Below are 23,757 nucleotides of genomic sequence, written 5' to 3' on the forward strand. Positions count from 1 at the left end.
GAGGAGAGAACGAGGAAAGTGGCACTTGGAGACGGTCAGACCGTCGACGAACAGTTCGCCCGGCTCCCGAAAAGCAGGCAGCGCGAACTCGAGGAGAAAGGGCTCGGTCTGCCGAGACTGCGCGACATCGCCCTCGAGGAGGGCGGTGAGCTGGCCGTGCGGCACATCCTCACGGAACACTCCCGCCCTTCCAGCCTCTGGGATTTCGACGGCGACCGGCGCACGGACGAGAGCAGAGGGGCCTGGCCGTGGATGCGGCTGCTCCTGGCCGCCGTCATCGGCGTGGCCCTGTGCCTGCTGTCCACCTACGTCCTCAATTCCTCCGCGCTCTTCGTCGGTGTCGCCTGCGGCGTGGCCGTGGCCTGGGCGGGGTTCAGGACCCGCAGGTCCTTCGGAGGGCTCGTAGCCTGCGGCCTCGTCGCGGTCGCCTATGCCGCCTTGATCTGGATGGGCTCGTACGCCGCCGACGAGTGGTACCTGCACCTGCGTGGGCAGGAGGCCACGGTCACCTACGCGAAGCCTCTGCGCGAGCAGGCGTCGCACGGTGTTCGCGTCACGTACTGCCGTGTCACGCTTCCGGACGGAGCCGTCCGCAGGGTCTTCAAGAACGACGAGCGGTGTACGGACGAGGCCATGGCCGGCGCCAAGGCCCTCGCAGTGATCGACCCGTCGGATCACTACCGGCCGGTTCTCGGAGGCAAGTCCGCCGTCGGCGGGACCGCCGCCGCATACGTGTGCCTCGCCGCCGCCGCCGTCCTCGTCCTCACCCCGGTGACCGCTGCTGTGATGAGCCGGTCGAACGAGCGCCGCAGCGGGCGGGGCGAACAGGGCCACAGGGCGAGCGGAACGGACGTATGACCGACGGCACGGAATCCCACGTCACCTCCGTCCCACCCCCCTCCGACTACCGCCTCGCCGTGCCCGACGGCTGGGAGCGGATCGTGCTGGACAGTCCGGAGCGCTGGACGCACCGCATCGACAAGCTGGTCAAGCGGGGGCTGCGGCGTACGCAGGCCACTCCGCAGCTGGAGGCCGCGCTCGCGGAGCGGATGCGGGCACAGGCCGAGGCCGCGCGGGCCAACGGTGGCGTGGAGATGTACGTCGTCAACCAGGTCCTCGGCCAGGTTGCCGTCTCGGCCGGTCTGGTCGTGACCGTCCTGGTGCCGTCGCCCGGCACCGACCCGGGCGACCTCGGCGACATCGCCCGCTCCCTCGCACTCCGCGCCGACGCCGACCGCGTCGGTGACGACGGCGTCACCCTCGTCGACCTCCCCGCGGGCCCGGCCGTACGCCACCGCTACCTCCGCCCGCCCGCCCCCGACGCCCCCGGCAGCCTCGACGGCAACAAGCTCGCCGTCGCCCACCTGGACGTCTACCTCGCCGTCCCGCACAGCGGCCAGCGGCTGTTGCTCTCCTTCTCGACCCCGACGGCACCACCGCTGGAGCCGCTGGTGGAGGCCCTGGTCACGTTGTTCGACTCCGTCGCCCGCACTCTGCAATGGATGGCCTGATGCCCGGGTTCGCTGCCGCCACCGTTCGTATGCGGACACCGGAGGACGCCGTCGCGCTGCCCGTGCAGTCGTCCGTGGATCTGCGCGCGTGGGCCGCGGAGGCGGCCGCGCGCCGCGCCGGTCCGGACGATGACGAGCCGGAGCTGCTCGACGCCCTCGCCGCCGAGCTGCGCGAGGCCGCCGCGGACTCCCGTGGGCGGGGCCCGGTCACGGCGTTGTCGTACGTCCCCGAGCCGCGCCTCGGTGAGCTGGCCCGGATCGAGCTGTCCGCACTGGTCGCCGACGACACGTACCCGGCCGTCACCGTCGACCTGCTGCGGCGCTACCTCGCCGCCCCCACCCCGGTCTCCTACCGTCCGCCAGAGGCCGAGCTGGTTGCCCTTCCCGCGGGTCCGGCGGTGCGGGTCCGGCACGCGTACGTCCAGGACGTCGGCCGGGACGGGCTGGGGACGGTCACGGAGACCTGTGCGTACGGCATCCGCGCCGACCCGGCGTGGGGGCTCGTCCTGTGCACGTCCTGGCGGGCGCTCGCCCGGACGGACCTGCTGTGCGCTCTCACCGACGAACTGGCCAGGACCGTCCGGGTCACGCCGTAGCCGCGTTGCTCCGCCGGCTCAGCACGACGAGTGCCCACACGACTGCCACCGACCCGGCCGGCGTCGAGAAGATGCCCGGCGCCCACAGCCACGGGTAGTGGGAGAACGTCCAACTCGGCGGGCCCGTGCGGTGCTTGCTCCTGCCGCTGTCCACCGCGTTGAAGGCCCGGGACAGGAAGGGCATCAGCGGGGCGGCGGCCAGGACGGCCAGGGCGGTGCGGGCCGCCGCCCGGCCCGGCCGGGTCTTCCAGGACCTGGGGCCCGCGCCCTTCGTGGACCAGAGGGCGAGGGCGAACAGCGTCGGCGCCGTGATTCCCAGGCACACCGTGAAGGCGTACGCCCCGCCCGGCCAGTTCCGCGGGCCGCCCACCGCCAGACTCCGTCGCCCCACAGAGCGTCGATCCGTGCCGGCAGGACGGTGCCGCCCGCGATCACCGGAAAGCCCAGGCAGCCGAAGAGGAAGTCGCCCCTCTTCCTCCCGGTTCCGTGGCCGCACTCCCGGCCGCGCGGGGTGGCGCGAGCGGGCTTCGGGCGCCTGGGCCTGGCGGATGCGCCCATGTCAGCGCACCCCGTCATGGACGGTCGTCACCAGCTGGTGGATCAGGTCCTGGCCCTCCAGGGACGTCAGCCGGCACCAGGAACCGTCCGTGAAGGTGATCCTGAAGTCCCGCCCGCCGGCACCGAAGGGCCGCCGCTCGACCGCGGTCACCGTGCTCAGGTCCGTCTCCCAGAGGACTTCCTCCCAGGGGTCCCCGGGGTCCTTCAGCCCGCCCAGCACCAGCAACCGCCGGTCGGTCAGGGCCAGTTCCGTGATGTCCGTGTCGGGACGGCGAGCCGGGTCGAGCTGCCAGGGGAGGGTGCGGGCGATCGTGCCGGGGCCCGCCCACACCACCGGGAAGTCCTTCTCCTCGTTCTCCGGGTCCTCGCTTGTGCCGAGGCCCTCGGGCTGGGCCGGGCTGCCTCCGAGGAGTCCGAAGACGATGGTGAGCAGGAGGACGGACACCGTCACCACGCCGTCCCACACCACCCGGTCGAACCACGAGCGCGGGCGGTACGTCGGCCCGGTCGGCCAGCCCGCCAACTCGTCCTGGATGTCGCGCCGTTCCGTGTCACGGAACCAGCGTCGGCCCTCGACCCGGCCCGCGGCCCCGGTGGCGAAGGACACCCGGCCGCGCGTCACGAGTTCCTCGCCCTCGGGGGGCTTCCAGTGATGTCGGTACGACGGCTCGATCACGGCCTGGCACCTTCCCCGTCCTTCATGCCGGCAATGCGTCACCCGGCCGACGGATCCTCTTTCGGACACCCGGTCGGCCGGTCCTCCTCACGGATACCCTCATGACATGGGTCGGTCAAACCGGCGTGAGTGATTCGTGCAGGCCTGATGGGTGCGTGGTGAGGGCCCCGGGCAAGACGGCTGTGCGAGCGGGGCGTTCGGGATTCGCCGCCGCACAGTCCGCCGCGCGTCCGTGTCTCCCTGTTCTCAACTGACCTGGGGGCCACCCCCGTTGCAGATCGCAACGTCGATTTCAGTGAGGTCAAGGAGTCCGGCCGCGCCTTGAGGGGCTTATGTGCGGCTGATACGGTGCGAACGCTTGACACTCACCCCGCGGCGGAGTAATCGGCCGAATCGGGGTGATTCGTGTGGAGTGTCCGCTTTCGCGGTGCGGAGAGCGTTGACGGCGTTTCAGAGTTTCTGGCAGACACAGTCTTGGGTGTAACGGGGAGCGGTTGCGTGAAGATCCAGGAGCGTACGGGGGCGGGCGCCGGTCGTTCCGCCGGCCCGGCTCAGCCTTCGGCCGGTGACAGGCTTCCCACCGCGCCGCGTGAGCGCAAGCCGGCGCTGGCCGCGCTCGCGGTGCTGCTGATCCTGCTGGGCGCGCTGGGCGCGACGACGCTCGTGCTGCAGGCCGGCGACCGGATCGAGGTCGTCAAGGTGACCGACGACATCCAGGCCGGCGAGTCCGTCACCAGCGGCAACGCGACGTCCGTCCTGGTCGCGGCCGACGACGGCATCAACTACGTCAAGTGGTCCCAGCTGGACTCCCTGAAGTCCTACAAGGCCAGGTCGACCATCTACAAGGGCACGGTCGTCATCGGCGACATGTTCACCAAGGGCAGCTCCCTGCCCGCCGGCAAGGCCTCCGTCGGTGTCGCCCTCAAGGAGGGCCAGTACCCGGCCGACATCAAGCCCGGTGACGTCGTCGCCGTCTACAACGTGGCCACGAACAGCTCCGGTTCCGGTTCCGGATCCGGCGGCAACGAGTCGGCGGCGGCCTCCTCCGGCGCGTCGATCGTCGACAACGCCAAGGTCAACACCAAGTCCGACGACAGCGACGCCACCATCAGCACCGGCAACCTCTCGCTCACGCTGCTCGTCGACGAGGACGACGCCGCCGCCGTCGCGCGCGCCGCGTCCGCGGGCGCGGTCGCCATCGTGCACGTACCCGGCAACGGCAACTAGAAGGCGGCCCCACCCCATGGCGCTCATCGCAATCGCCGCCGACAAGGGTTCCCCCGGCGTCACCACCGCGGCCGTCGCGCTGGCCGCGGTCTGGCCGCGCCGGGTACTGCTCGCCGAGGCCGACCCGGCCGGCGGCGACCTGGTCTACCGCAGCGCCGCCGCGCACGGCGGACCGCTCAATCCCAACACCGGCATGCTCTCCATAGCCGCCACGGCCCGGCGCGGGCTCGTACCCGACCAACTCTGGGACCACGTCCAGCCGTTGAGCGGCGGACTGGAGGTCCTCGTCGGCCTCGGCATCGCCGAGCACGCCGCCGGCCTGGCCGGGCTCTGGCCCACCCTCGGACACGCCTTCGCCTCCCTCGCCGACTCGCCGAACGCGCCCGCCGACGTCATCGCCGACTGCGGACGGATCAGCGGCGACACCCCGGCCGTCGAACTCCTCCCGCACGCCGCGCTCGTGCTGCTCGTGTCACGCACCGAGCCCGAGGCCCTCGCCCGGGTCCGGGACCGCGCCGCCGCACTGGCCCAGAAGCTGCACGGCGGTCCGCGCGGCGCCGCCGCCCTCGCGACCCCGCTGATCGGTGTCGTGCTGGTGGCGGACCCGTCCAGCTCCGGCAAGCTGGTCAACCAGGTCAACGACATGCTCGTGCACGCCCAGACCGGCGCCCGGGTGGTCGGCACCATCGCCGACGACCCCGCGGGCGCCGACCAGCTGGCCGGCCGCAGGCGCGGGCGCCTCGACAAGTCCCTGCTCATCCGCTCGGCCCGCAAGGTCACCGCCGACCTCCACCAGCAGTACGGCGCCGCCTGGGCCGTACCGGCACAGGCGCCCCAGGCAGGGGCCGGCCGATGACCGCTGTCGACCACCAGTTGGTCAAGCGGTTCCGGCAGGAGGCCGGCGACCGTATCGCCGAGCAGCGCCGCCAGGACCAGACCGCCGGTGTCACGCCGATGTCCACGGAGGACGAACGGCAGTACGCCCGCGCGGTCATAGCCCAGATCCTGGAGGAGTACGCCCGCACGGAGATCAACGCCGGGCGCACCCCGCTGGACGCGGAGACCGAGGAGCAGTACGCCGCCGCGGTGCACGCGGCGCTGTTCGGCGTCGGCCGTCTCCAGCCGCTGCTGGACGACCCCGAGGTCGAGAACATCGACATCAACGGGTGCGACCAGGTGTTCGTCGGGTACAGCGACGGGCGGGAGGCGAAGGGGGACCCGGTCGCCGAGACCGACGAGGAACTCGTCGAGCTCATCCAGGTGCTCGGCGCCTACTCGGGTCTCTCCTCGCGGCCCTTCGACTCCGCCAACCCGCAGCTCGACCTCCGCCTCCCCGACGGCTCCCGGCTCTCCGCCGTCATGGACGTCACCCGGCGGCCCGCGCTGTCCATCCGGCGTGCCCGCATGGGCAAGGTCTTCATCTCCGACCTGGTCGGCAACGGCACGCTGACGCCCGAGGTCGCGCACTTCATGGCCTGTGCCGTGCGCGCCCGCAAGAACGTCATGATCGCGGGCGCCACGAACGCCGGCAAGACGACGCTGCTGCGCGCCCTCGCCAACGAGATCCCGCCGCACGAGCGGCTCATCACCGTCGAACGGGCGCTGGAGCTCGGCCTCGACACCTTCCACGACCTGCACCCGAACGTCGTCGCCTTCGAGGAGCGGCTGCCCAACTCCGAGGGACAGGGCACCATTTCGATGGCCGAACTGGTCCGCCGTTCCCTCCGTATGAACCCCTCCCGGGTCATCGTGGGCGAGGTCCTCGGCGACGAGATCGTCACCATGCTCAACGCGATGTCGCAGGGCAACGACGGGTCCCTCTCCACGATCCACGCCAACAGCTCCAGCGAAGTCTTCAACCGCATCTCGACGTACGCGCTCCAGGCCGCCGAGCGACTGCCCATCGAGGCCAGCCAGATGCTGATCGCGGGCGCGGTCAACTTCGTCGTCTTCATCCAGCGGCGCAACAACTACCAGACCGGCGGCCGCCTGCAGCGCATGGTCACCTCGGTCCGTGAGGTCAACGGCGTGGACGGCCGGGTGCTGTCCAGCGAGGTGTTCGCGGAGACCCCCGACGGCCGGGTCGTACCGCATGCGCCCATAGCCTGCCTGGAGGACCTGATGGCCTACGGCTACCAGCCGCACGGGGCATGGGGGTGACGTGACATGAACCTCAACCCCTTGGACTCGCTGGGCACCATGGGCGGGCTCTTCTCCACCACCGTCGTGTACGCCCTCGGCTGCGGCATCGCGGTCGGCGGCGGCCTCGCGCTGCTGATCCTGGCGATCCGCGGCCTGCCCGCCAAGCCGGACCACGAGAGGCAGAAGGCCAACGAACGGGCCGCCGAACTGATCCGGTTCGCCGGGCAGCGCGGTTCCCTCGCGGCCATCGTCGGCCTCGCCGTGCTGTTGCTGACCCGCTGGGCGGTGGCCGGTGTCGCCGCCGGTGTCCTGGTCTTCTTCTGGGACAAGCTGTTCGGTGGCGCCGGCGAGGAACGGGCCGCCATGAAGCGGGTGGAGGCGCTCGCCTCCTGGACCGAGTCGCTGCGCGACACCATCGCCGGCGCGGTCGGCCTGGAACAGGCGATCCCGGCCTCGGCCCGGGCCGCCGCACCCATCCTCCGCCCGCACCTGGACGCCCTCGTCGACCGGCTGCGCGCCCGCACCCCCCTCCCCGACGCGCTCCAGCACCTCGCCGACGAGATCGACGACGCGTCGGCCGACATCATCGTGGCGGCGCTCATCCTCAACGCCCGCCTCCGCGGCCCGGGTCTGCGCCAGGTGCTCGGCGCGCTCGCCAAGTCGTCGCGCGAAGAGGTCGACATGCGCCAGCGCGTGATGGCCCAGCGGGCGTCCACCCGGCGCTCGGTGCAGATCGTCGTCGCCGTGTCGGTCGCGTTCGTCCTCGGCCTCGCCGTCTTCAACCGCGACTTCGTCTCGCCGTACGGCACGGCCGTCGGCCAGCTGGTGCTCGCCCTGGTCTGCGCGCTGTTCGCGCTCGGCTTCTGGTGGCTGCGCAAGCTCTCCACCATCGAGACACCGGAGCGGTTCCTGGTCCGCGACCGCTCCTCCGTGCAGTTCGTACGCCCGCCCCGCACCGTGCCCGGGCAGCCCGGCCAGCAGCCGCTGCCCACCGAGGAAGGAGTACGCCGATGAGCCTGACGATGCCGATCGTCGTCGGCGTGATCCTGGGTCTCGGCGTCTACGCCCTGATCCGCGCCCTGATGCCCGCCAAGCGCAGCCCGGTCGCACAGGTCGCCCGGATCGACGCGATGCGGGCACGCGGCGCGGCCTACGAGTCGGCGCGGCAGACCCAGGACACCGGCCGGTTCGGTTCACTGCGTGCCGACGTCGGCGCACGGGTCGCCGAGTTCTACCGGCAGCAGGGCTGGGAACAGCGCTCGCTGCGGGCCGACCTCGCCGTCCTGGACCGCAGCTGGGAGAAGTTCCTGGCGACCAAGGTGCTGCTCGCGGCCGGCGGCCTGATCTTCGGGCCGTTCCTGTTCGCCGTCGTCTACACGATGGGCTTCGGCCACAGCCCGGTCATCCCGGTCTGGCTGTCCCTGGTCTGCTCGGCCCTGTTCTTCTTCCTGCCCGACCTGGAGGTACGACGGGACGCGGCCGACAAGCGCCGGGACCTCAGGCGGGTCATCGGGGCCTACCTGGACCTGGTCTCGATGAGCCTGGCCGGCGGCCGCGGCCTGCCCGAGGCGCTGATGGCGGCCGCCGAGATCTCCGACGGCTGGGCCAACCAGCGCATCCGCAACGCCCTCTCCGACGCCCGGATCACCGGCGTCAGCCAGTGGCAGGCGCTCGGCGCGCTCGGCGAGGAGCTGGGCGTCGAGGAACTCAAGGACCTGTCGGCCTCGCTGGCCCTGGTCGCGGACGACGGCGCCAAGGTACGTGAGTCCCTCGCCTCCCGCGCGGAGACCATGCGTCACCGTGAACTGGCCGAGATCGAGGGCAGCGCGGGCGAGAAGTCCCAGTCGATGCTCGTCGCCCAGCTGCTGCTGTGCGCCGGCTTCCTGGTTTTCCTGATCTTCCCGGCGGCGATGCGGGTGTTCCAGGTGTGAGCTGATGTGAGCCGAATCGCGAACCTTCGCCAACTGCTGTACCGACAGGAACGATAGGAATAGGGGAGAACTCACCATGAAGGAACGGAACCTGACCGGGCGGAACTTCAGCACCGGCATCCCGGCGATGGACTTCCTCGTCACCTTCCTCCAGAGCCGGGTGCAGCGCGCCCGCTCCGGCGAACTCGACCGCGGTGCCTCGGCCGTCGAGTGGGTCATCATCTCCGCGGTCGTCGTGGCGATCGTCGGCGTGGTGGCCGCCATCATCAACGCCGCGCTGAGCGACGGTGCCAAGAAGGTCGGCGACTGCATCAAGGGCGCCAACGCGAGCGGGACCTGCTGACCGGGCGCGCGACGGGGACACAACGGGGATGACGGGGGTCTTTGTGGACGTGAACGGATGGCTGCGCCGCCGGGCGGCCGCCGCGCGCGGTGACTCGGGTGACTCGGGCATGACCGCGATCGAGTTCGTGTTCCTCACTCCCGTCCTCTTCTTCATGATCTTCGCGACGGTGCAGTTCGCGCTGTACTTCTTCGCCGACCACGTGGCCCAGGCGGCGGCCCAGGCGGGCGCCCGCAAGGCCCGTGCCACCGCGGACGCCGAGCCCGGCGCCTGGCGCGGCGAGGCCCAGGACGTGGTCGACTCCTACATCAGGCAACTCGGGCCGCAGCTGGTCCTGTCGCCCGACGTGAAGATGCTCCAGCCGGAACAGAACACGGTCGGCGTCGAGATCTCGGCCCGCATCCCGACGGTGTTCCCGGGCCTGGACCTGACGGTGCACGCGCGGTCGTCGGGGCCGGTCGAGCGATTCGTGGAGGACAGGAACTAGATGTCCTCCGCAAGGGAAAGAGCCCTGGACGACCGGGGGTTGTCGACCGTCGAGGTCGTCATCCTCGCCCCGGTCATGATCCTGTTCATCCTGGTGCTGGTCGCCTTCGGGCAGCTCGTCGACGGGCGGGGCGCGGTCGACGGCGCCGCACGCGACGCGGCCCGCGCCGGATCCATCCAGAAGGACCACGCGACGGCCATGTCGGAGGCGCGCAAGGCCGCCGAGGCCGACCTGTCGGACGTCTGCACCGGCCCGGTCTCCGTCGTCCAGACCAGTGCGGGATTCGCACCCGACAGCATCTTCACCGTCGAGGTGAGCTGTGAGGTCCGGGGCCTGGCCATGCTGGGCCTGGACATCCCCACCACGCTGTCCGCGAGCTTCTCCTCGCCGCTGGACCCGTTCCGGAGGTCGGCGTGAGCGTGAGCATCGCGCTGCTGCGCACCTGGTGGACCGCGCGCCGGCTCCGCCTCGACGACCGGGGCTCGGGCGCCGGCGCCGTCATCATCTTCGCCCTGGTGTTCCTGTCGCTGTCCGCTTTCGTCATCGACGGCGGCCTGTCCATCTCCAAACGCGAACGCGCCGCGGACATCGCGGAACAGGCGGCGCGCTACGCGGCGCAGGACATCGACAGGGAGAAGCTGTACGAGGGCCAGGGCACCGCGCCCATCAACTTCCAGGACTGCGACGCCCGGGTGAGGACCTTCGCCCGCGAGATGGACATGTCCACGGCCGACATCGCGGCCACGCACTGCGTCGCCGCCGATGCCCAGCAGGTCCAGGTCGAGGTCCAGTTGACGTACGAACCGGTCTTCACGGGCATGTTCTACGGCGGCGCGATCGTGGTCCACGGGCAGGCGACGGCGGAGAACGAGGTCGGCTGACCGTCCTGGCCGGCCCGTCGTCGTGACGGCGGCGCAGGCGGTGACCGCGGGGGAACCGTCGTGCGCGGCGAAGTGCTGTCGTCTCCGGCGCACCGGCACGTGACGGATGTCACTCAACTGCCGTGCGGTTCCGGCGTAATCAGACGCAGGGCAGCCACTCCATATCTACGACGCCCCACGACGACCCACGCCGGCCCCGGCACCGCACCGGGTCCCTCACCGACGGAGTACGCCCGTGCCCATCACGCTCGAACAGCCCACCGGCGCCCGTCTGCTCACCGCCGACGAGCAGGAGGTGGCGGTGCCCGCGACCCTCCGCTACACCTCGGCGGACCCGCAGGCCGTGCACTTCGTCTTCCCGCCGTGGATCTCCCTGGACGGCGAGGAGGTCACCTGGAGCTTCGCGCGGGCGCTCCTGGTGGAGGGGCTCCAGGCACCCACCGTCCTCGGCAACGTGCACGTACGGCCGTACAGTCCCTCGCGCACGGTCGTCGAACTCCGCGCGGCGGAAGGGGTCGCGGCGATCACCTTCGCGACCTCCGTCCTCCGGCGTTTCCTGCTGTCCTCGCTGCGCGTCAGCGATTGACGGACTGGATCTCCTGGACGGTGACGTCCTGCCCGGTGGCGAGGACGCCGTCCGGCAGGCCGCCGCCGGCACCGTCGGAGCCGCGCCAGGTGATCCGCCAGGTGACGGAGGTCTTCAGCCGGTACGGCGTCCCGTGGGTGGCCCGCAGGTAACGGACCCCGCAGGAAGGCGCCCTGTCCCCGCAGGCGGCGAGCAGCAGCGCCGAGGCGGCGGTCAGGATGGTGCGGGCTGTGCGGAGTCTGTGGAGGGGTGGTGTGCGGGGCGGCCGCCGATAACTCCGGCCAACTGCGCGCCAGTCGCCGAACGGGCATAAAACGGGCGCCGGTTCGGCGTTCTTCCCTTCGACGCTGTCAGTTCCAGTCAATAGGATCGTCAAAGGGGGCTCGGTAGGCTCGATGCGCCCTCGGCCCGCTCCTTCCACACACGACCCCAGGACACCCGCCATGGCGCGACGCAGCACATCAAGCTCGACGGGAAGACCGACGGGTAACCCGTCGGGTCCGCGGAACCGGACCCCGCAGCCGGTGCGGATGCGACGGCGTACGTTCGGGGACTTCGTCAAGGCCTTCCTCGCCTTCGTGGCACTGCTCGTCCTCGTCGTCGGAGTCCCCGGCGCCCTCGCCGTGACCGTCGGCTGGCCGCTGCCGCACGGCGCGCCGAAGATGGAGTGGCTGTCGCAGCCGATCGGCGTCGACACGTTCCTGAACACCCTGACGGTCGTCGTGTGGCTGGCGTGGGCCCAGTTCACGGCCTGCGTGCTGGTAGAGGTCAAGGCCGCCGTCTCCGGCGTGGGCATGCCCAGCCGGGTGCCCGGCGCCGGCCCCAGCCAGCTGCTCGCCCGGCAGCTCGTCGCCGCCCTGCTGCTGGTCGGCGCCACCGCCGCCAGCCTCACCCCGGGCCTGTCGCAGCTCGGCCACAGCATCGAGGGCAACCAGAAGGGCACGGTCGCCGCCGCCCAGGCCACTCCCGGCCTCCTCGCCCAGCAGCAGGAGCAGGCGAAGAGCACCGCCGCCGCCCTCGCCGAGCAGGCCGGCCACGCGGCGGCGCAGGCCCAGGCCGAACACGGTTCCACCGCCGCGCACGGGGCGACGAAGTACTACCGGATCCAGCCGCCCGAGGGCCGCCACCACGACTCCCTCTGGGAGATAGCGCAGCGCCACCTCGGCGACGGCCGCCGGTACAAGGAGATCTACGAGCTCAACAAGGACCGCGTCCAGCCGGACGGCTCCCGGCTCTCCGAGGCCAGCCTCATCCGGCCCGGCTGGATCATGGAGATGCCCGGCGACGCCCACGGCGGCGAACTCGTCGAGAACCCCGACGCGCATGTCTCGGCGGACGTCCGGCAGCAGATCGGCGACTACGCCAGGACCGGCGACCACGCCCAGCATCAGCAGCATCAGCAGCAGGGCGGGCAGCACGCGGGCGAGGACGGGGCGACCGCGCAGATCACGGTGCCCGCGCAGCGCCAGGCCGGCGACGCCGGCTCGCACGCCCGGCAGAACGCCGGAGACTCCGCGGCCAGGTCCTCCGACGGGTCCGCCTTCGGACTGCCGGAGGCGCTGCTCGGCGCCCCGTTCCTCGCCGCCGGGCTGCTCGCCGCCCTCGGCCGCCGCCGTCGGCAGGCCCTGTGGCAGTCGGCGCTCGGCGCCGTCGGCGGCCGGCGCGGCATGGAGCCGCCGACCCCGCACGGCGACGCCCAGGACGCGCAGGACGCGCTCCTGGTCGGCGCGGACCCGGAGGGCGTACGGCTGCTCGACCGGTCCCTGCGCGGGCTCGCCGCCGCCCTCACCGCCGAATCCCGTTCCCTGCCCGTCGTCTACGCGGCCTGGCTCAGCCACGGCGATCTGCATCTGCAGCTCGCCCAGCCGGCCGGCAAGCCCCCGGCGCCCTGGCAGCTCGGCCAGGACCAGACGTTCTGGACGCTGTCCCGCGCGGACGCCGGCCGCTACGAGGACACCGACACCGCGGCGCCGTACCCCGGCCTGGTCAGCCTCGGCACCATGGACGACTCACGGCTGCTGCTCAACCTGGAGGCCGTGCCCGGCATGGTCTCGCTGAGCGGCCGGGAGACCGACCGGGCCGCCGTGTTCTCCTCCGTCGCCGCCGAACTCGCCACCAACGGCTGGTCGGACCGCATGACCATCACGCTCGTCGGCTTCGGTGCCGACCTCACCCCGCTCGCCCCCAACCGGCTGCGTCATCTCGAGGACGTGGAGGCGCTGTTCGAGACCATGGAGGCCGAGACCCGGCAGCGCCGCGGCGCGCTCGGCGCCGCCGGGCACGACTCGGTCCTCACCGGCCGCACCGGCCCGGCCCAGCACACCCGCTGGGCGCCGAACCTGGTGCTGCTCGCCGCCCAGCCGTCCGCCGAGGACGCGCTGCGGCTCGCCGAACTCGCCGCCGACGCCGCCCGGCTGGGCATCGGCTATCTGGTCGGCACCGAGAGCACCGACCTGCCCGGCGCCGCCTGGGCGATGGAGATCACCCCGGACGGCAAGCTCCTCGCCCCGCTGCTCGGCCTCGAACTGGAAGCCCAGCTGCTGCCGGCCGTGCAGCAGCGCGCGGTCGTCGAGCTGTTCGTCGAGGCGGACCCCGAACGCGACCCGGACGGGCCGACCAACGCGCCGCCGTTCCTCGTCGACATCAGCGAACAGGGCCGCCCCGCCGTGTACGCGCGGCTGGTCGGCCCGTACGAGATCATCGGCCTGGACACCCCGGACGGCGAACGCAGCGCGCTGCTCCACGAGGCGCTGGCGCTGCTCCTGCTGCACCGCGAAGGTGTGCATCCGCGCGTGCTGTCGTCCGCGCTGTGGCCGCGCGGGGTGACGGAGGACGTCCGCGACGCGTTGCTGGACCGGCTGCGTGCCTGGCTGGGATCCGACCCGGACGGCAGCCCGCGACTGCGCGCCGACGCCACCGGCCGCCTCGTGCTCGCCAAGTCGGTCGTCTCCGACCTGGACGTCCTGCGCTCCCTGTACCACGAGGCCACCCAGGGCAAGGGCGCCGACAGCCGGGCCGTCCGCGGCCGTCTCCTCACCGACGCGCTCGTACTCGTCCGCGGTCCGCTGCTCGCCGACCGCGCGGAGGGCCGTTACCGCTGGCTCACCCACGAGATCATCGACGCCCAGCTCCCCCTGCTGGTCGCCGACATCGGCCTCGCCCTGTCCGCGTTCCACCTGGAGAAGGACCGTGCGGAGAAGGCGATCGAGGCGCTCGGCGCGGCGCTGAAGACCGCTCCGGCCGACGAGCGTCTGTGGAACGAGCTGCTGCGCGCCACCCACGCCACCGGCGACCCGGACCGCCTGCGCGCCCTCGCCGCCGATCTGGTCACCCGCAGTGGGGCACGCGGCCTGCCCCCGCGCACCGAGGCCCTCCTCGACGAACTCCTGCCGACCTGGCGCGAGGGCGCCGCCGCGACGGGATGACCGCCCTGGACCTCGCCCTGCCGGCCGCCGCCGCCCTCTGGGGCGCGGCGGCCGGCGCCCTGCTGCCCCGCGCCGCGTACCGCTTCTCGGCACCGGCGGGGGAGGACTGGCGCACCGCCTGCCCCGGCGGTCACCCGCTCACGGGCTGGCTGGGCCGGGCACACTGCGCCGCGTGCGCGACGGCCGGGGAAGCCGAGGGCTCCCCCTTCCCCCCGGCACAGCCGAACGAGCCCGCCCGGGCCTCCGACGAGAGGGCGTGGCGGGTCTCCGACGAGACGTCCGGGCGGACCTCCGACGAGGGGCCCCCGGCCGGGGACCACCCCGTCCGGTCCGCGCCGGACGACGGGTCCGTCCCCGCGTCCGATGGGAACGGCACCGCGCCTGGCGGCGGTTCCGTCTCCGCGTCCGGCGAGCGGCGCACGGCGCCCATCCCCGCGCGCGCTGCCTACGGCCCCCGCACCACCCCCCTCGCCGTCGCCACCGCGCTGGTCTGTACGGCGCTGGCGCTCGCCACCGGTATCCGGCCCGAGCTGGGCGTCTGGCTGGTGCTCGCGCCGGTGGGCGTGCTGCTCGCGACCGTCGACTTCCGGGTGCAGCGCCTCCCCGACCCCCTCACCCTCCCCCTCGCGGCCGCGGCCCTCGCCCTCCTCGGCGGGGCCGCGCTGCTCCCCGAGCACGCCGGCCACTGGCTCACCGCGCTCTGCGCGTCCCTCGCCCTCGGCGCCGCCTACTTCGTCCTCTTCCTCGTCAACCCCGGCGGGATGGGCTTCGGCGACGTGAAGCTCGCGCTCGGGACGGGCGCTGTCCTCGGCTGGTACGGCTGGCCCACCGTGCTGCTCGGCACCTTCGCCGGCTTCCTGTTCGGCGCGCTGTACGGCGGCGCGCTCGTCGTCGTACGCCGGGCCGGGCGCAGGACGGCGATCGCGTTCGGCCCGTTCCTGATCGCGGGCGCCTTCGCGGCGCTGCTGGTCGGCGCCTACACGGCCTGAGGTCGGGCCGTCCGGGGGCCTGGCGTAGGCTGGCGGAGTCTGTCCACAACCCTTGACGAAAGGGACGCCCTGGTGACCGAGAAGGCCGACCTCCAGTCTGTCCTCGACCGTGCCGCCGCCGGTGGGCGGATCACCCCGGAAGAGGCGCTCGACCTCTACCGCGACGCGCCGCTGCACGCGCTGGGCGCCGCCGCCGACGCCGTACGCCGCCGCAGGTACGCGGGTACCGAGCACATCGCGACGTACATCATCGAGCGGAACATCAACTACACCAACGTGTGCGTCACGGCGTGCAAGTTCTGCGCCTTCTACGCGGCCCCCAAGGACAAGGCCAAGGGCTGGACCCGCGACCTCGACGACATCCTGCGCCGGTGCGCGGAGACGATCGAGCTGGGCGGCACCCAGATCATGTTCCAGGGCGGCCACCACCCCGACTTCGGTGTCGAGTACTACGAGCAGAACTTCAAGGCCATCAAGGACGCGTTCCCGCAGCTGGTGATCCACAGCCTGGGGGCGTCCGAGGTCGAGCACATGGCCCGGATCTCCGGCGTTCCGATCGAAGAGGCCATCACCCGCATCCACGAGGCCGGCCTCGACTCCTTCGCCGGTGCCGGCGCGGAACTCCTCCCCGCACGCCCCCGCAAGGCCATCGCGCCCCTCAAGGAGAGCGGCGAGCGCTGGCTGGAGATCATGGAGGCGGCGCACCGGCTGGGCGTGGAGTCCACCTCCACCATGCTCATGGGCACCGGCGAGACAAACGCCGAGCGCATCGAGCACCTGCGGATGATCCGGGACGTCCAGGACCGCACGGGCGGCTTCCGGGCCTTCATCCCGTACACCTACCAGCCCGAGAACAACCACCTGAAGGGCCGCACGCAGGCGACCCTCTTCGAGTTCCTGCGGATGATCGCGATCGCGCGGATCTTCATGGACAACGTCGCCCACATCCAGGGCTCCTGGCTGACCACCGGCAAGGAGGTCGGCCAGCTCTCGCTGCACTACGGCGCCGACGACCTCGGCTCGATCATGCTGGAGGAGAACGTCGTCTCGTCGGCCGGTGCCAAGCACCGCTCCAACCGCCTGGAGATCATCGACCTGATCCGCAAGGCGGGCCGGGTCCCGGCGCAGCGTGCGACGACGTACGAGCACCTCGTCGTGCACGACGACCCGGCGAACGACCCGGTGGACGAGCGGGTGATGTCCCACATCTCCTCGACGGCGATCGAGGGCGGGACCGCGCACCCGGAGTTGAAGCTCCTCACCTCCAACTGACCTGACCGTGGAGACGATTCACGCGGCGGACCTGGTCTTCGCGGCCTGGGACGCCGAGCCGGTCGAGAACGGCGCCGTGGTGGTCGTACAGGACCGGATCGGTGCCGTGGGCCCGTACGAGGAACTGCGCGGGCGGTTTCCGCGGGCGCGGGTACGCCGGTGGCGGGGGTCCCTCGGCCCCGCCCGGATCCACGACGGTCCCCTTCCGGAGGCGCCCAGTCCGCGCGAGCGCGTGCACGCGGTGCTGAAGCGGGGCGCGGTGGTGGTCCTGACGGCGTACGCCGACTCACCCGGACTCCGGGCGGCGGCCGACCGCAACGACGTCCTGGTGGTCCCCGCGGCCCGTCCCGCACGGCTCACCGAGACGGCCAGGGCCGACCTGGCCGTGTTCGACGAGGCGGGGGAGTGTCTCGCGACGGTGTGCGCGGGGCGCCTCGTCCACAGACGAAAGTAGGGTGCCCCGCCCCGCCCCGGCCGGCCCCGCCCCGGCCGGCACGCCCGCAGATCGTCCTCTGGGTCGTGCCGCTCGGTGACCCGCCGGGCAACGCGTGGGGGGAGCAGGCCTGGGAGATCCTCTGGTACCTGCGGACCTACCTCTGGTTCGTCCTCCTCTCGCGGGCCCTGCTGTGGATCTTCCGCAAGGCGCCCGTCCCGGTCCTCGTCCTGCCCCTCGTCCCGGTCCTGATCCTGAACTTCGTCTGGTCCGGGCCGGACGACCGGCCCGGCAGCGCCCTGCGGGACCTGCCGACGCACCTCTTCTGCTGGATCCTCGGCTTTGCCCACCGCGACGGCGTGCTCGCGGACGAGGCCGGCCCTGGTGGTCCTCGCCGCGCCCGCCGCACGGGGCTACGGCGGCTGGTACGCCTTCTCGCACCAGGCCGACTTCGGCACCTACGACCTCGACGAGAACCCCCTCGCGCAGGCCTTCTGGTCGGCCGGGTTCGTGCTGCTGCTGATGTGGGCGAAGGCGTACTTCAGGATCGACTTCGCGTGGCTGACCCGCTTCCGGCGGCTGGACCGGACGGTCACCGTCTTCAACGCCCGCGCGGTGACGATCTACCTCTGGCCCGAGATCGTGCTGATCCTGGCGGTCCCGCTGATCGGCCGGATGTGGCACGTCCCGGCGTTCGAGAAGTGACTCCCGCTGGAGAGCCAGTGGTTCGTGTTCGGCGTCGGCTGGATCCTGATCGCGGTGTTCGTCCTGCTGTGCGGCGGGGTGGAGGACGTGGCGGCGAAGAAGAAGCCCCGGCTCCTGCCGTGACGGCGGGCTGCAAGAATGGCGAGGTGACCCGCGCCTCCCTGAACAAGCAGCCGCACGAAGTCGCCTCGATGTTCGACGACGTGGCGGAACGGTACGACCTGACCAACGACGTGCTGTCGCTCGGCCAGGACCGGCACTGGCGGAAGGAGGTCGCCCGGGCGGTCGACGCGCGGCCCGCGCAGAAGGTCCTCGACCTGGCGGCCGGTACGGGCACCTCGTCCCAGCCGTTCGTCCGGGCCGGCGCCTACGTGGTGCCCTGCGACTTCTCCCTCGGGATGCTCCAGGTCGGCAAGCGGCGTACCGCCTGGATGCCCTTCACCGCCGGGGACGCCACCAGGCTGCCGTTCAAGGACGACACCTTCGACGCCGTGACGATCTCCTTCGGCCTGCGCAACGTCCAGGACACCGACGCGGCCCTGCGCGAGATGCACCGTGTCACGCGCCCCGGCGGGAGGGTGGTGATCTGCGAGTTCTCGCACCCCACCTGGGCGCCGTTCCGGACCGTCTACACCGAGTACCTGATGCGCGCGCTGCCGCCCGTCGCCCGCGCGGTCTCCTCCAATCCTGACGCCTACGTCTATCTCGCCGAGTCCATCCGTGCCTGGCCCGACCAGCCCGCGCTGGCCGGACGGCTGCGCGAGGCGGGCTGGTCGAAGGTGGCCTGGCGCAACCTCACCGGAGGGGTCGTCGCCCTGCACCGGGGCTTCAAGGCGGCCTGAGCCCCCTTGGGGGAGGCCCGAGCCCCGTCCCGCGCGTCACCCGCCGATCACCTCGAAGGTGTCACCGGGCTGGTCCAGCTCCCGTTGCAGCCCGCCCGTCGGCGGCCGTGGGATGCGTGGCTCGCGCACGCCTCCACCGCCCTCGCCCTCACCGAAGTCGAACCACACGTACACCATCGAGTCCCGCGGCACCTCGGCACCGGCCTGTGGGAACTGGCGTACGACGTACTCGACGACCGTGAGATGGAAGTCCGGCCGGTCCGGCGCGTTGAGAAACAGCCCCCGCGCGCGGGCGGTGTCGCGCGCGTCCATGGCCATCAGTCCCACCAGCCGTGGCACACGCACTTCGGGTGTTTTGGGTGTTATTTGCACAGATGTCACCCCCAGCGGTACTGGAAGGGTAACCCCGGGCACATGGCGGCCGGAAGCGCCAAGTGTCTTTCTGTAACAGATCGTTACTCTGAGTCACCGACCGGTCGGCCGGCCCGCAGGTCGAGCCGGAAGCAGAGGGCGTCCTCCTTGAACCGCGGATGCGGGAACGTCTCGGCGAGCTCCATCCCGAGGCGGCGGGTCACCGCGACCGACCGCTCGTTCCCGGGCCGCACCATCGCCACCACCTTCGGCACCCCCGCCGCCCGCAGCCGCTCCAGCGTCGTCAGCGCCGCGGCCGTGGCATACCCCTGGCCCCAGTACTCCCGGCCGAGCCGCCAGCCGATCTCGAACTCGCCTTTGGGCCCCCAGTCCTGCGGCCAGGGCTGGGCGCCGGTGAAACCGATGACCTGCCCGGACTCGTCGGCCATCGTCCACAGGCAGAAACCGAGCTCCGCGTCGTGCCGGCGCTGCCGCGCGGTGAGCTCCTCGTAGACGGACAGCTCCGCGGACCTGCCGCCGTGGAACTGCATGACGTCCGGGTCGTCGAAGACCCGGTACCAGGCGAACGCGTCCTCGTGCGTGGGTACACGCAGCCGTACCGCGGGGAGAGCTCGGTTCACAGGGGCAGCCCTTCAGCCGGGTGATCAGTACCGCTGAATAGACTGCCCATGTCCAGTGCCGGTCGGCACGCAGATTTCGAGCCTTGGGGAGACCCCGTCGTGACCGAGCCCCTCTCCGAAAACACCGCCGATGTCATCGTCGTCGGCGCGGGGCCAGCCGGCTCCACGACGGCGTACCACCTCGCCAAGTCCGGTCTCGACGTGCTCCTGCTGGAGAAGACCGAGTTCCCGCGCGAGAAGGTGTGCGGCGACGGCCTCACCCCGCGCGCGGTGAAGCAGCTGGTCGCCATGGGCGTCGACATCTCCGAGGAGGCCGGCTGGCTGCGCAACAAGGGCCTGCGCATCGTCGGCGGCGGCACCCGCCTCCAGCTGGACTGGCCGGATCTCGCCTCCTTCCCCGACTACGGCCTGGTCCGCAAACGCGACGACTTCGACGAACAGCTCGCCCGGCAGGCCCAGAAGGCGGGCGCCCGCCTCTTCGAGCGCTGCAACGTCGGCGCCCCGATCATCGACGACCGCACCGGCCGGATCACCGGTGTGCATGCCAAGCTCGGCGAGGAGAAGCGCGAAGTCACCTTCCACGCGCCGCTCGTCGTGGCCGCCGACGGCAACTCCACCCGCCTCTCCCTGGCGATGGGCCTGCACCGCCGGGAGGACCGCCCGATGGGCGTGGCCGTACGGACCTACTTCACCTCCCCCCGTCACGAGGACGACTACCTGGAGTCCTGGCTGGAGCTCTGGGACCGCCGGGGCCCGCAGGACCGCCTGCTGCCCGGGTACGGCTGGATCTTCGGTATGGGCGACGGCACCTCCAATGTCGGCCTGGGCGTCCTGAACACCTCCGACTCCTTCAAGGAACTGGACTGGCGCGAGGTCCTCAAGGCCTGGTGCGCCTCCATGCCCGCCGACTGGGGCTACACCCCGGAGAACATGACCGGCCCGATCCGCGGCGCGGCCCTCCCCATGGCCTTCAACCGTCAGCCCCACTACACGCGCGGCCTGCTCCTCGTCGGCGACGCCGGCGGCCTGGTGAACCCCTTCAACGGCGAGGGCATCGCCTACGCCATGGAATCCGGCCAGATCGCCGCCGACGTCATCGTCCAGGCGCACGCCCGAGCCACGCCCGGCCAGCGCGAGACGGCCCTGCAGCGCTACCCGCGGGTCCTCAAGGACACCTACGGCGGCTACTACACGCTCGGCCGCGCCTTCGTGAAGCTCATCGGCAATCCGAAGGTCATGCAGATCGCGGCCCAGCGCGGCCTGACCCATCCGCTGCTCATGAAGTTCACCCTGAAGCTGCTGGCGAACCTCACCGACCCGACCGGCGGTGACGCGATGGACCGCATCATCAACGGCCTGAGCAAGGTGGCCCCGAAGGCGTGAGCACCGTTATGCGGTGAGCGCCTCGATGTTGGCGGCTCTGCGGGCGTAGACCTCCTCCCGCCGGGCCGCCACCTGCCGCAGTGCCTCCTTGCGCTCCCGCCCGGAGAGCCGGTCGAGATACACGTGCCCGTCCACATGGTCGGTCTCGTGCGCGAGGCAGCGTGCGAAATACCCCGTTCCCTCAAGCGTGAGCGGATTGCCGTCCCTGTCCAGTCCGTGCACGGTCGCCCGGTCCGGGCGGGGTACGTCCATGACGGCACCGGGCACCGACAGGCAGCCCTCGCTGTCGTCGAGCAGCCGCCGGCCCACCGGGCCCTGCGGCTCCAGCACGGGGTTGACGACGTGCCCGACATGTCGGACACCTTCGTCATCGAGGCAGTCGTACACGAACAGGCGCAGATCGACCCCGACTTGGTTGGCCGCGAGGCCGGCTCCCTCGGCGATGTACATCGTGAGGAACATGTCGTCGATGAGCGCGGCGAGGTCGGGGCCGAACTCCGTGACGTCCCGGCACGGCTTGTGCAGGACCTCCTCGCCGGTCTCGGTGATCCGGCGCACCGAACCGCGCCGGGCCTCGGGGGCGTGACGGGGGTAGTGGTCCATGGGGTTTCCCTGGACGAAGACGCGTGGCATCGCGGTGTCCCCTTCTCGGGTCTCGGGCCGCTCCGTGCGAGCGGCATGCATCGAGGATCCCAGGAGTCACCGAGCCCGCGCAGCCCTGTGGAAAACCCGGACTGCGTGCCTGTGGAAATCCGGGACGGCATGCGGGAAGGGCCGCTGCCCCCGAGCGGCTGCGGCCCCACCGTGTCTGTGCGATGCCCGAGTTGTATCAGGCTGCTCCAGGTTGCCCTTGTTGTCAGAGCACCCGCACCGCGCCGGTCGGCGGGTCGTACGACAGCGGGTGCTCCCCGACGCCGCTGGAGGGGTTCTGCGCGCCCACGAACATGCCGTCGCCCACGTACACGGCCACGTGGTACGCGCTGCCGGAGCTGCCCCAGTAGAGGATGTCGCCGGGCTGGAGGTTGCTCAGCGAGACCTGGGTGCCCTGCGTCGACTGGTCCTGGGAGACGCGCGGCAGGCTGACGCCGACCGACTTGAAGGCGGCCTGCACGAGACCCGAGCAGTCCCACGAGTTGGGGCCCGTGCCGCCGGAGACGTAGGCGTCGCCGATCTGTGCCTTCACGAAGGCGACCACCGCGGCGGCCGAACCCGTCGCCGTGGACGTGCTCGTGGCGGCGCTGGAGCTCGTGGAGGTGGCGCTGAGCGTGGTCCGCTCGGCGCTGCGCGAGGCGGCGCGCGCAGCGGCCTCCTTGCGGGCCTCCTCGGCCTTCTTCTTGGCCTCGGCCTTCTTCTTCGCCTCGGCGAGGTCCGACTTGGCCTGCTTCGCGGCCTTTGCGGCGGCCGCGTCGCGCTCGGCCTGGAGCGCGTAGTTCGCGGCGGCCTGCTGTGTGGCGTCGGCGGACTGAGCCACCTGGGTGGCCAGATCGGCCGTCAGGGTGGGCAGTTCGAGCGTCTGCGTCACGGGTTCGGCGGCACTCGCCGAGGCCGCGCCCGCCGCTGCCATGCCGAGGACGCCACTGGCAACTCCGGCGCGCACGGCGATGCTTGTCGTCGCGCTGCGGCGGGGTTTCCGGTGGCTGCGTATGTGAGCGGTGTGGGACATGGGAACAACCGGTACCAGGGGCTCCTTCATATCTTCAAGAAACGTGTGCTGCGCCACACTTGTTCAATCGGGGCTGAGATTACTGCCCTTGTCCTTCCTTATTGACGCCGTAACGGACATTGCGGGCGCCCGTGATCACGCCTGTGATCACGTTCTTTCGTCATAACGCCCGAATTGCCCCCCGCTTACCATCGGTTGAGATGATTGGCCAAGCCCGCTTCTCGTCGGCGCCTCGTCGGTGTGGCGGAGGTCACGGAACGGTTACCGGGAAGGGCGCGTCTCGTGTGCGAGCCGAGCGCGTCCGAGTTCGTGAACGCGTGCACGCGTCCACATCACCCCTCACGCCTCCCTCTGACGTGTGAACACGGTCCTCTATCAAGACGGTCCGTCCATCGCGAATTTGCATGCAGAGGAACCCTCTTGATATGGAGATGCCCGCCTGGAACCCCCTCCCGCCTGCGCTGACGGTCGAAAATGTCACCTCTGGTGATCAGGTGAACGCTTCGAGTGTGAAGATCACTACTCATCCGACTTCATGATCGATCGTCAGGTGGTGGAGATCACAAAGCTTGTGTAATACCCCGTGTCGCAGATCACAGAGCGACGGGCATAAGATGCGAGGCAGCTGGGCTTGTGACCTGCTTCACATGTTCGCGATCTTCGCCCGGACGAGCGGGGTTCGCGTGACGGACGAGGCGAGTGGGCCCGGTCGAACCGCCACCAGTCAGTGCCGACTGAGAGGAGCGAGGAGCGGTGAACGCGTATGCGCCCATCCTCGTACTGGGAGCCCTCGGGGCAGGCTTTGCGATCTTCTCCGTGGTCATGGCCACGCTGATCGGGCCGAAGCGCTACAACCGCGCCCGGCTCGAAGCCTACGAGTGCGGCATCGAGCCGACCCCCACGCCGGCCGGCGGCGGGCGTTTCCCGATCAAGTACTACCTGACGGCGATGCTCTTCATCGTCTTCGACATCGAGATCGTCTTCCTCTACCCGTGGGCCGTCACCTTCGACGCCCTGGGTGTTTTCGGGCTCGTGGAGATGCTGCTCTTCGTGCTCACCGTCTTCGTCGCGTACGCGTACGTATGGCGGCGCGGCGGCCTGGAATGGGACTGAGG

At 71.4% G+C, this 23,757-nt stretch carries 27 protein-coding genes and 1 pseudogene; 21 read left to right on the forward strand and 7 right to left on the reverse strand.

Annotated elements, in window-relative coordinates; all coding sequences use genetic code 11:
* Positions 1–18: 18 nt before the first annotated feature.
* From ACZ4O3_RS32435 to ACZ4O3_RS32445, 3 genes are read left to right on the forward strand one after another with little or no spacing between them, the layout of a single operon-like run.
* Positions 19–858, forward strand: coding sequence for a hypothetical protein (locus ACZ4O3_RS32435; protein WP_467725623.1), 840 nt, complete (start codon positions 19–21; stop codon positions 856–858).
* Positions 855–1,511 (forward strand): hypothetical protein, encoded by a 657-nt coding sequence (locus tag ACZ4O3_RS32440; RefSeq protein ID WP_467725625.1) that lies wholly within the window; start codon positions 855–857, stop codon positions 1,509–1,511. The genes ACZ4O3_RS32435 and ACZ4O3_RS32440 overlap by 4 nt, the downstream gene beginning before the upstream one ends.
* Entirely contained in the window at positions 1,511–2,107 is a 597-nt protein-coding gene (locus ACZ4O3_RS32445; protein WP_467725627.1) for a hypothetical protein, read from the forward strand. The genes ACZ4O3_RS32440 and ACZ4O3_RS32445 overlap by 1 nt, the downstream gene beginning before the upstream one ends.
* Here the strand turns inward: ACZ4O3_RS32445 and ACZ4O3_RS32450 are convergent.
* The gene (locus tag ACZ4O3_RS32450) at positions 2,097–2,477 is read right to left on the reverse strand and encodes a hypothetical protein (protein WP_467725628.1); all 381 of its coding nucleotides are present in this window, start codon (positions 2,475–2,477) and stop codon (positions 2,097–2,099) included. The genes ACZ4O3_RS32445 and ACZ4O3_RS32450 overlap by 11 nt on opposite strands.
* A gap of 189 nt (positions 2,478–2,666) precedes the next feature.
* Positions 2,667–3,341: a hypothetical protein gene (locus tag ACZ4O3_RS32455; RefSeq protein WP_467725630.1), complete on the reverse strand. Its 675-nt coding sequence runs from the start codon at positions 3,339–3,341 to the stop codon at positions 2,667–2,669.
* A gap of 498 nt (positions 3,342–3,839) precedes the next feature.
* Between ACZ4O3_RS32455 and ACZ4O3_RS32460 the strand changes: the two genes are divergently transcribed.
* The 10 genes from ACZ4O3_RS32460 to ACZ4O3_RS32505 all read left to right on the forward strand — a co-directional run bounded on the left by ACZ4O3_RS32460 (position 3,840) and on the right by ACZ4O3_RS32505 (position 10,938).
* Positions 3,840–4,568: a hypothetical protein gene (locus ACZ4O3_RS32460; protein ID WP_362730798.1), complete on the forward strand. Its 729-nt coding sequence runs from the start codon at positions 3,840–3,842 to the stop codon at positions 4,566–4,568.
* Between the two features lie 16 nt (positions 4,569–4,584).
* Positions 4,585–5,424: a hypothetical protein gene (locus tag ACZ4O3_RS32465; RefSeq protein ID WP_384990494.1), complete on the forward strand. Its 840-nt coding sequence runs from the start codon at positions 4,585–4,587 to the stop codon at positions 5,422–5,424.
* Positions 5,421–6,728, forward strand: coding sequence for a CpaF family protein (locus ACZ4O3_RS32470; protein WP_362722085.1), 1,308 nt, complete (start codon positions 5,421–5,423; stop codon positions 6,726–6,728). Before ACZ4O3_RS32465 ends, ACZ4O3_RS32470 begins: the two co-directional genes overlap by 4 nt.
* A gap of 39 nt (positions 6,729–6,767) precedes the next feature.
* Positions 6,768–7,724, forward strand: coding sequence for a type II secretion system F family protein (locus ACZ4O3_RS32475; RefSeq protein WP_467725700.1), 957 nt, complete (start codon positions 6,768–6,770; stop codon positions 7,722–7,724).
* A complete protein-coding gene (locus ACZ4O3_RS32480) occupies positions 7,721–8,641 on the forward strand; it encodes a type II secretion system F family protein (RefSeq protein WP_384990496.1) in 921 nt (306 codons plus the stop codon). The genes ACZ4O3_RS32475 and ACZ4O3_RS32480 overlap by 4 nt, the downstream gene beginning before the upstream one ends.
* Positions 8,642–8,732: 91 nt before the next feature.
* Complete coding sequence (locus tag ACZ4O3_RS32485; RefSeq protein WP_362564663.1) at positions 8,733–8,984, forward strand: hypothetical protein; 252 nt, start codon at positions 8,733–8,735, stop codon at positions 8,982–8,984.
* Between the two features lie 28 nt (positions 8,985–9,012).
* The gene (locus ACZ4O3_RS32490) at positions 9,013–9,471 is read left to right on the forward strand and encodes a TadE family protein (protein ID WP_384990498.1); all 459 of its coding nucleotides are present in this window, start codon (positions 9,013–9,015) and stop codon (positions 9,469–9,471) included.
* Positions 9,472–9,888: a TadE/TadG family type IV pilus assembly protein gene (locus ACZ4O3_RS32495; protein ID WP_362722091.1), complete on the forward strand. Its 417-nt coding sequence runs from the start codon at positions 9,472–9,474 to the stop codon at positions 9,886–9,888.
* Positions 9,889–9,890: 2 nt separating this feature from the next.
* Positions 9,891–10,352, forward strand: coding sequence for a TadE/TadG family type IV pilus assembly protein (locus ACZ4O3_RS32500; protein ID WP_362722108.1), 462 nt, complete (start codon positions 9,891–9,893; stop codon positions 10,350–10,352).
* A 235-nt stretch (positions 10,353–10,587) separates the two neighbouring features.
* Positions 10,588–10,938 carry an SsgA family sporulation/cell division regulator gene (locus tag ACZ4O3_RS32505; RefSeq protein WP_362722093.1) on the forward strand — a complete coding sequence of 117 codons (351 nt, stop codon included), beginning with the start codon at positions 10,588–10,590 and terminating at the stop codon, positions 10,936–10,938.
* On the opposite strand, the gene ACZ4O3_RS32510 is transcribed toward ACZ4O3_RS32505, so the two are convergent.
* A complete protein-coding gene (locus tag ACZ4O3_RS32510) occupies positions 10,928–11,302 on the reverse strand; it encodes a hypothetical protein (protein ID WP_467725633.1) in 375 nt (124 codons plus the stop codon). The genes ACZ4O3_RS32505 and ACZ4O3_RS32510 overlap by 11 nt on opposite strands.
* 79 nt (positions 11,303–11,381) lie before the next feature.
* Between ACZ4O3_RS32510 and ACZ4O3_RS32515 the strand changes: the two genes are divergently transcribed.
* From ACZ4O3_RS32515 to ACZ4O3_RS32540, 6 genes and pseudogenes are all read left to right on the forward strand, one after another.
* A complete protein-coding gene (locus ACZ4O3_RS32515; RefSeq protein ID WP_467725635.1) occupies positions 11,382–14,363 on the forward strand; it encodes a BTAD domain-containing putative transcriptional regulator in 2,982 nt (993 codons plus the stop codon).
* On the forward strand, positions 14,360–15,352 hold the full coding sequence (locus tag ACZ4O3_RS32520) for a prepilin peptidase (protein WP_467725637.1): 993 nt from the start codon (positions 14,360–14,362) through the stop codon (positions 15,350–15,352). The genes ACZ4O3_RS32515 and ACZ4O3_RS32520 overlap by 4 nt, the downstream gene beginning before the upstream one ends.
* Positions 15,353–15,424: 72 nt before the next feature.
* Positions 15,425–16,624: a cyclic dehypoxanthinyl futalosine synthase gene (gene mqnC, locus ACZ4O3_RS32525; protein WP_467725639.1), complete on the forward strand. Its 1,200-nt coding sequence runs from the start codon at positions 15,425–15,427 to the stop codon at positions 16,622–16,624.
* A 7-nt stretch (positions 16,625–16,631) separates the two neighbouring features.
* The gene (locus tag ACZ4O3_RS32530; RefSeq protein ID WP_362716338.1) at positions 16,632–17,078 is read left to right on the forward strand and encodes an imidazolonepropionase-like domain-containing protein; all 447 of its coding nucleotides are present in this window, start codon (positions 16,632–16,634) and stop codon (positions 17,076–17,078) included.
* 47 nt (positions 17,079–17,125) lie between these two features.
* Positions 17,126–17,885, forward strand: a pseudogene (locus tag ACZ4O3_RS32535) (acyltransferase family protein); the annotation flags it as partial.
* A gap of 23 nt (positions 17,886–17,908) precedes the next feature.
* Positions 17,909–18,604, forward strand: a complete 696-nt coding sequence (locus tag ACZ4O3_RS32540; protein WP_362716335.1) for a demethylmenaquinone methyltransferase — start codon at positions 17,909–17,911, stop codon at positions 18,602–18,604.
* A gap of 36 nt (positions 18,605–18,640) precedes the next feature.
* Here the strand turns inward: ACZ4O3_RS32540 and ACZ4O3_RS32545 are convergent, their stop codons facing one another.
* A complete protein-coding gene (locus tag ACZ4O3_RS32545; RefSeq protein WP_362716332.1) occupies positions 18,641–18,949 on the reverse strand; it encodes a PASTA domain-containing protein in 309 nt (102 codons plus the stop codon).
* 110 nt (positions 18,950–19,059) lie between these two features.
* Positions 19,060–19,596 (reverse strand): GNAT family N-acetyltransferase, encoded by a 537-nt coding sequence (locus tag ACZ4O3_RS32550; RefSeq protein ID WP_362716329.1) that lies wholly within the window; start codon positions 19,594–19,596, stop codon positions 19,060–19,062.
* A 48-nt stretch (positions 19,597–19,644) separates the two neighbouring features.
* On the opposite strand from ACZ4O3_RS32550, the gene ACZ4O3_RS32555 reads away from it, so the two are divergent.
* On the forward strand, positions 19,645–20,979 hold the full coding sequence (locus tag ACZ4O3_RS32555) for a geranylgeranyl reductase family protein (protein WP_362716326.1): 1,335 nt from the start codon (positions 19,645–19,647) through the stop codon (positions 20,977–20,979).
* A gap of 6 nt (positions 20,980–20,985) precedes the next feature.
* Here ACZ4O3_RS32555 and def read toward each other — a convergent pair whose 3' ends face one another.
* A complete protein-coding gene (gene def / locus ACZ4O3_RS32560) occupies positions 20,986–21,612 on the reverse strand; it encodes a peptide deformylase (RefSeq protein ID WP_467725642.1) in 627 nt (208 codons plus the stop codon).
* A 223-nt stretch (positions 21,613–21,835) separates the two neighbouring features.
* On the reverse strand, positions 21,836–22,642 hold the full coding sequence (locus tag ACZ4O3_RS32565) for a C40 family peptidase (RefSeq protein WP_467725644.1): 807 nt from the start codon (positions 22,640–22,642) through the stop codon (positions 21,836–21,838).
* A gap of 753 nt (positions 22,643–23,395) precedes the next feature.
* Between ACZ4O3_RS32565 and ACZ4O3_RS32570 the strand changes: the two genes are divergently transcribed.
* Positions 23,396–23,755: an NADH-quinone oxidoreductase subunit A gene (locus ACZ4O3_RS32570; RefSeq protein ID WP_086791863.1), complete on the forward strand. Its 360-nt coding sequence runs from the start codon at positions 23,396–23,398 to the stop codon at positions 23,753–23,755.
* Positions 23,756–23,757: the final 2 nt, after the last annotated feature.

This window comes from Streptomyces sp. NPDC026515 (genome assembly GCF_055567595.1).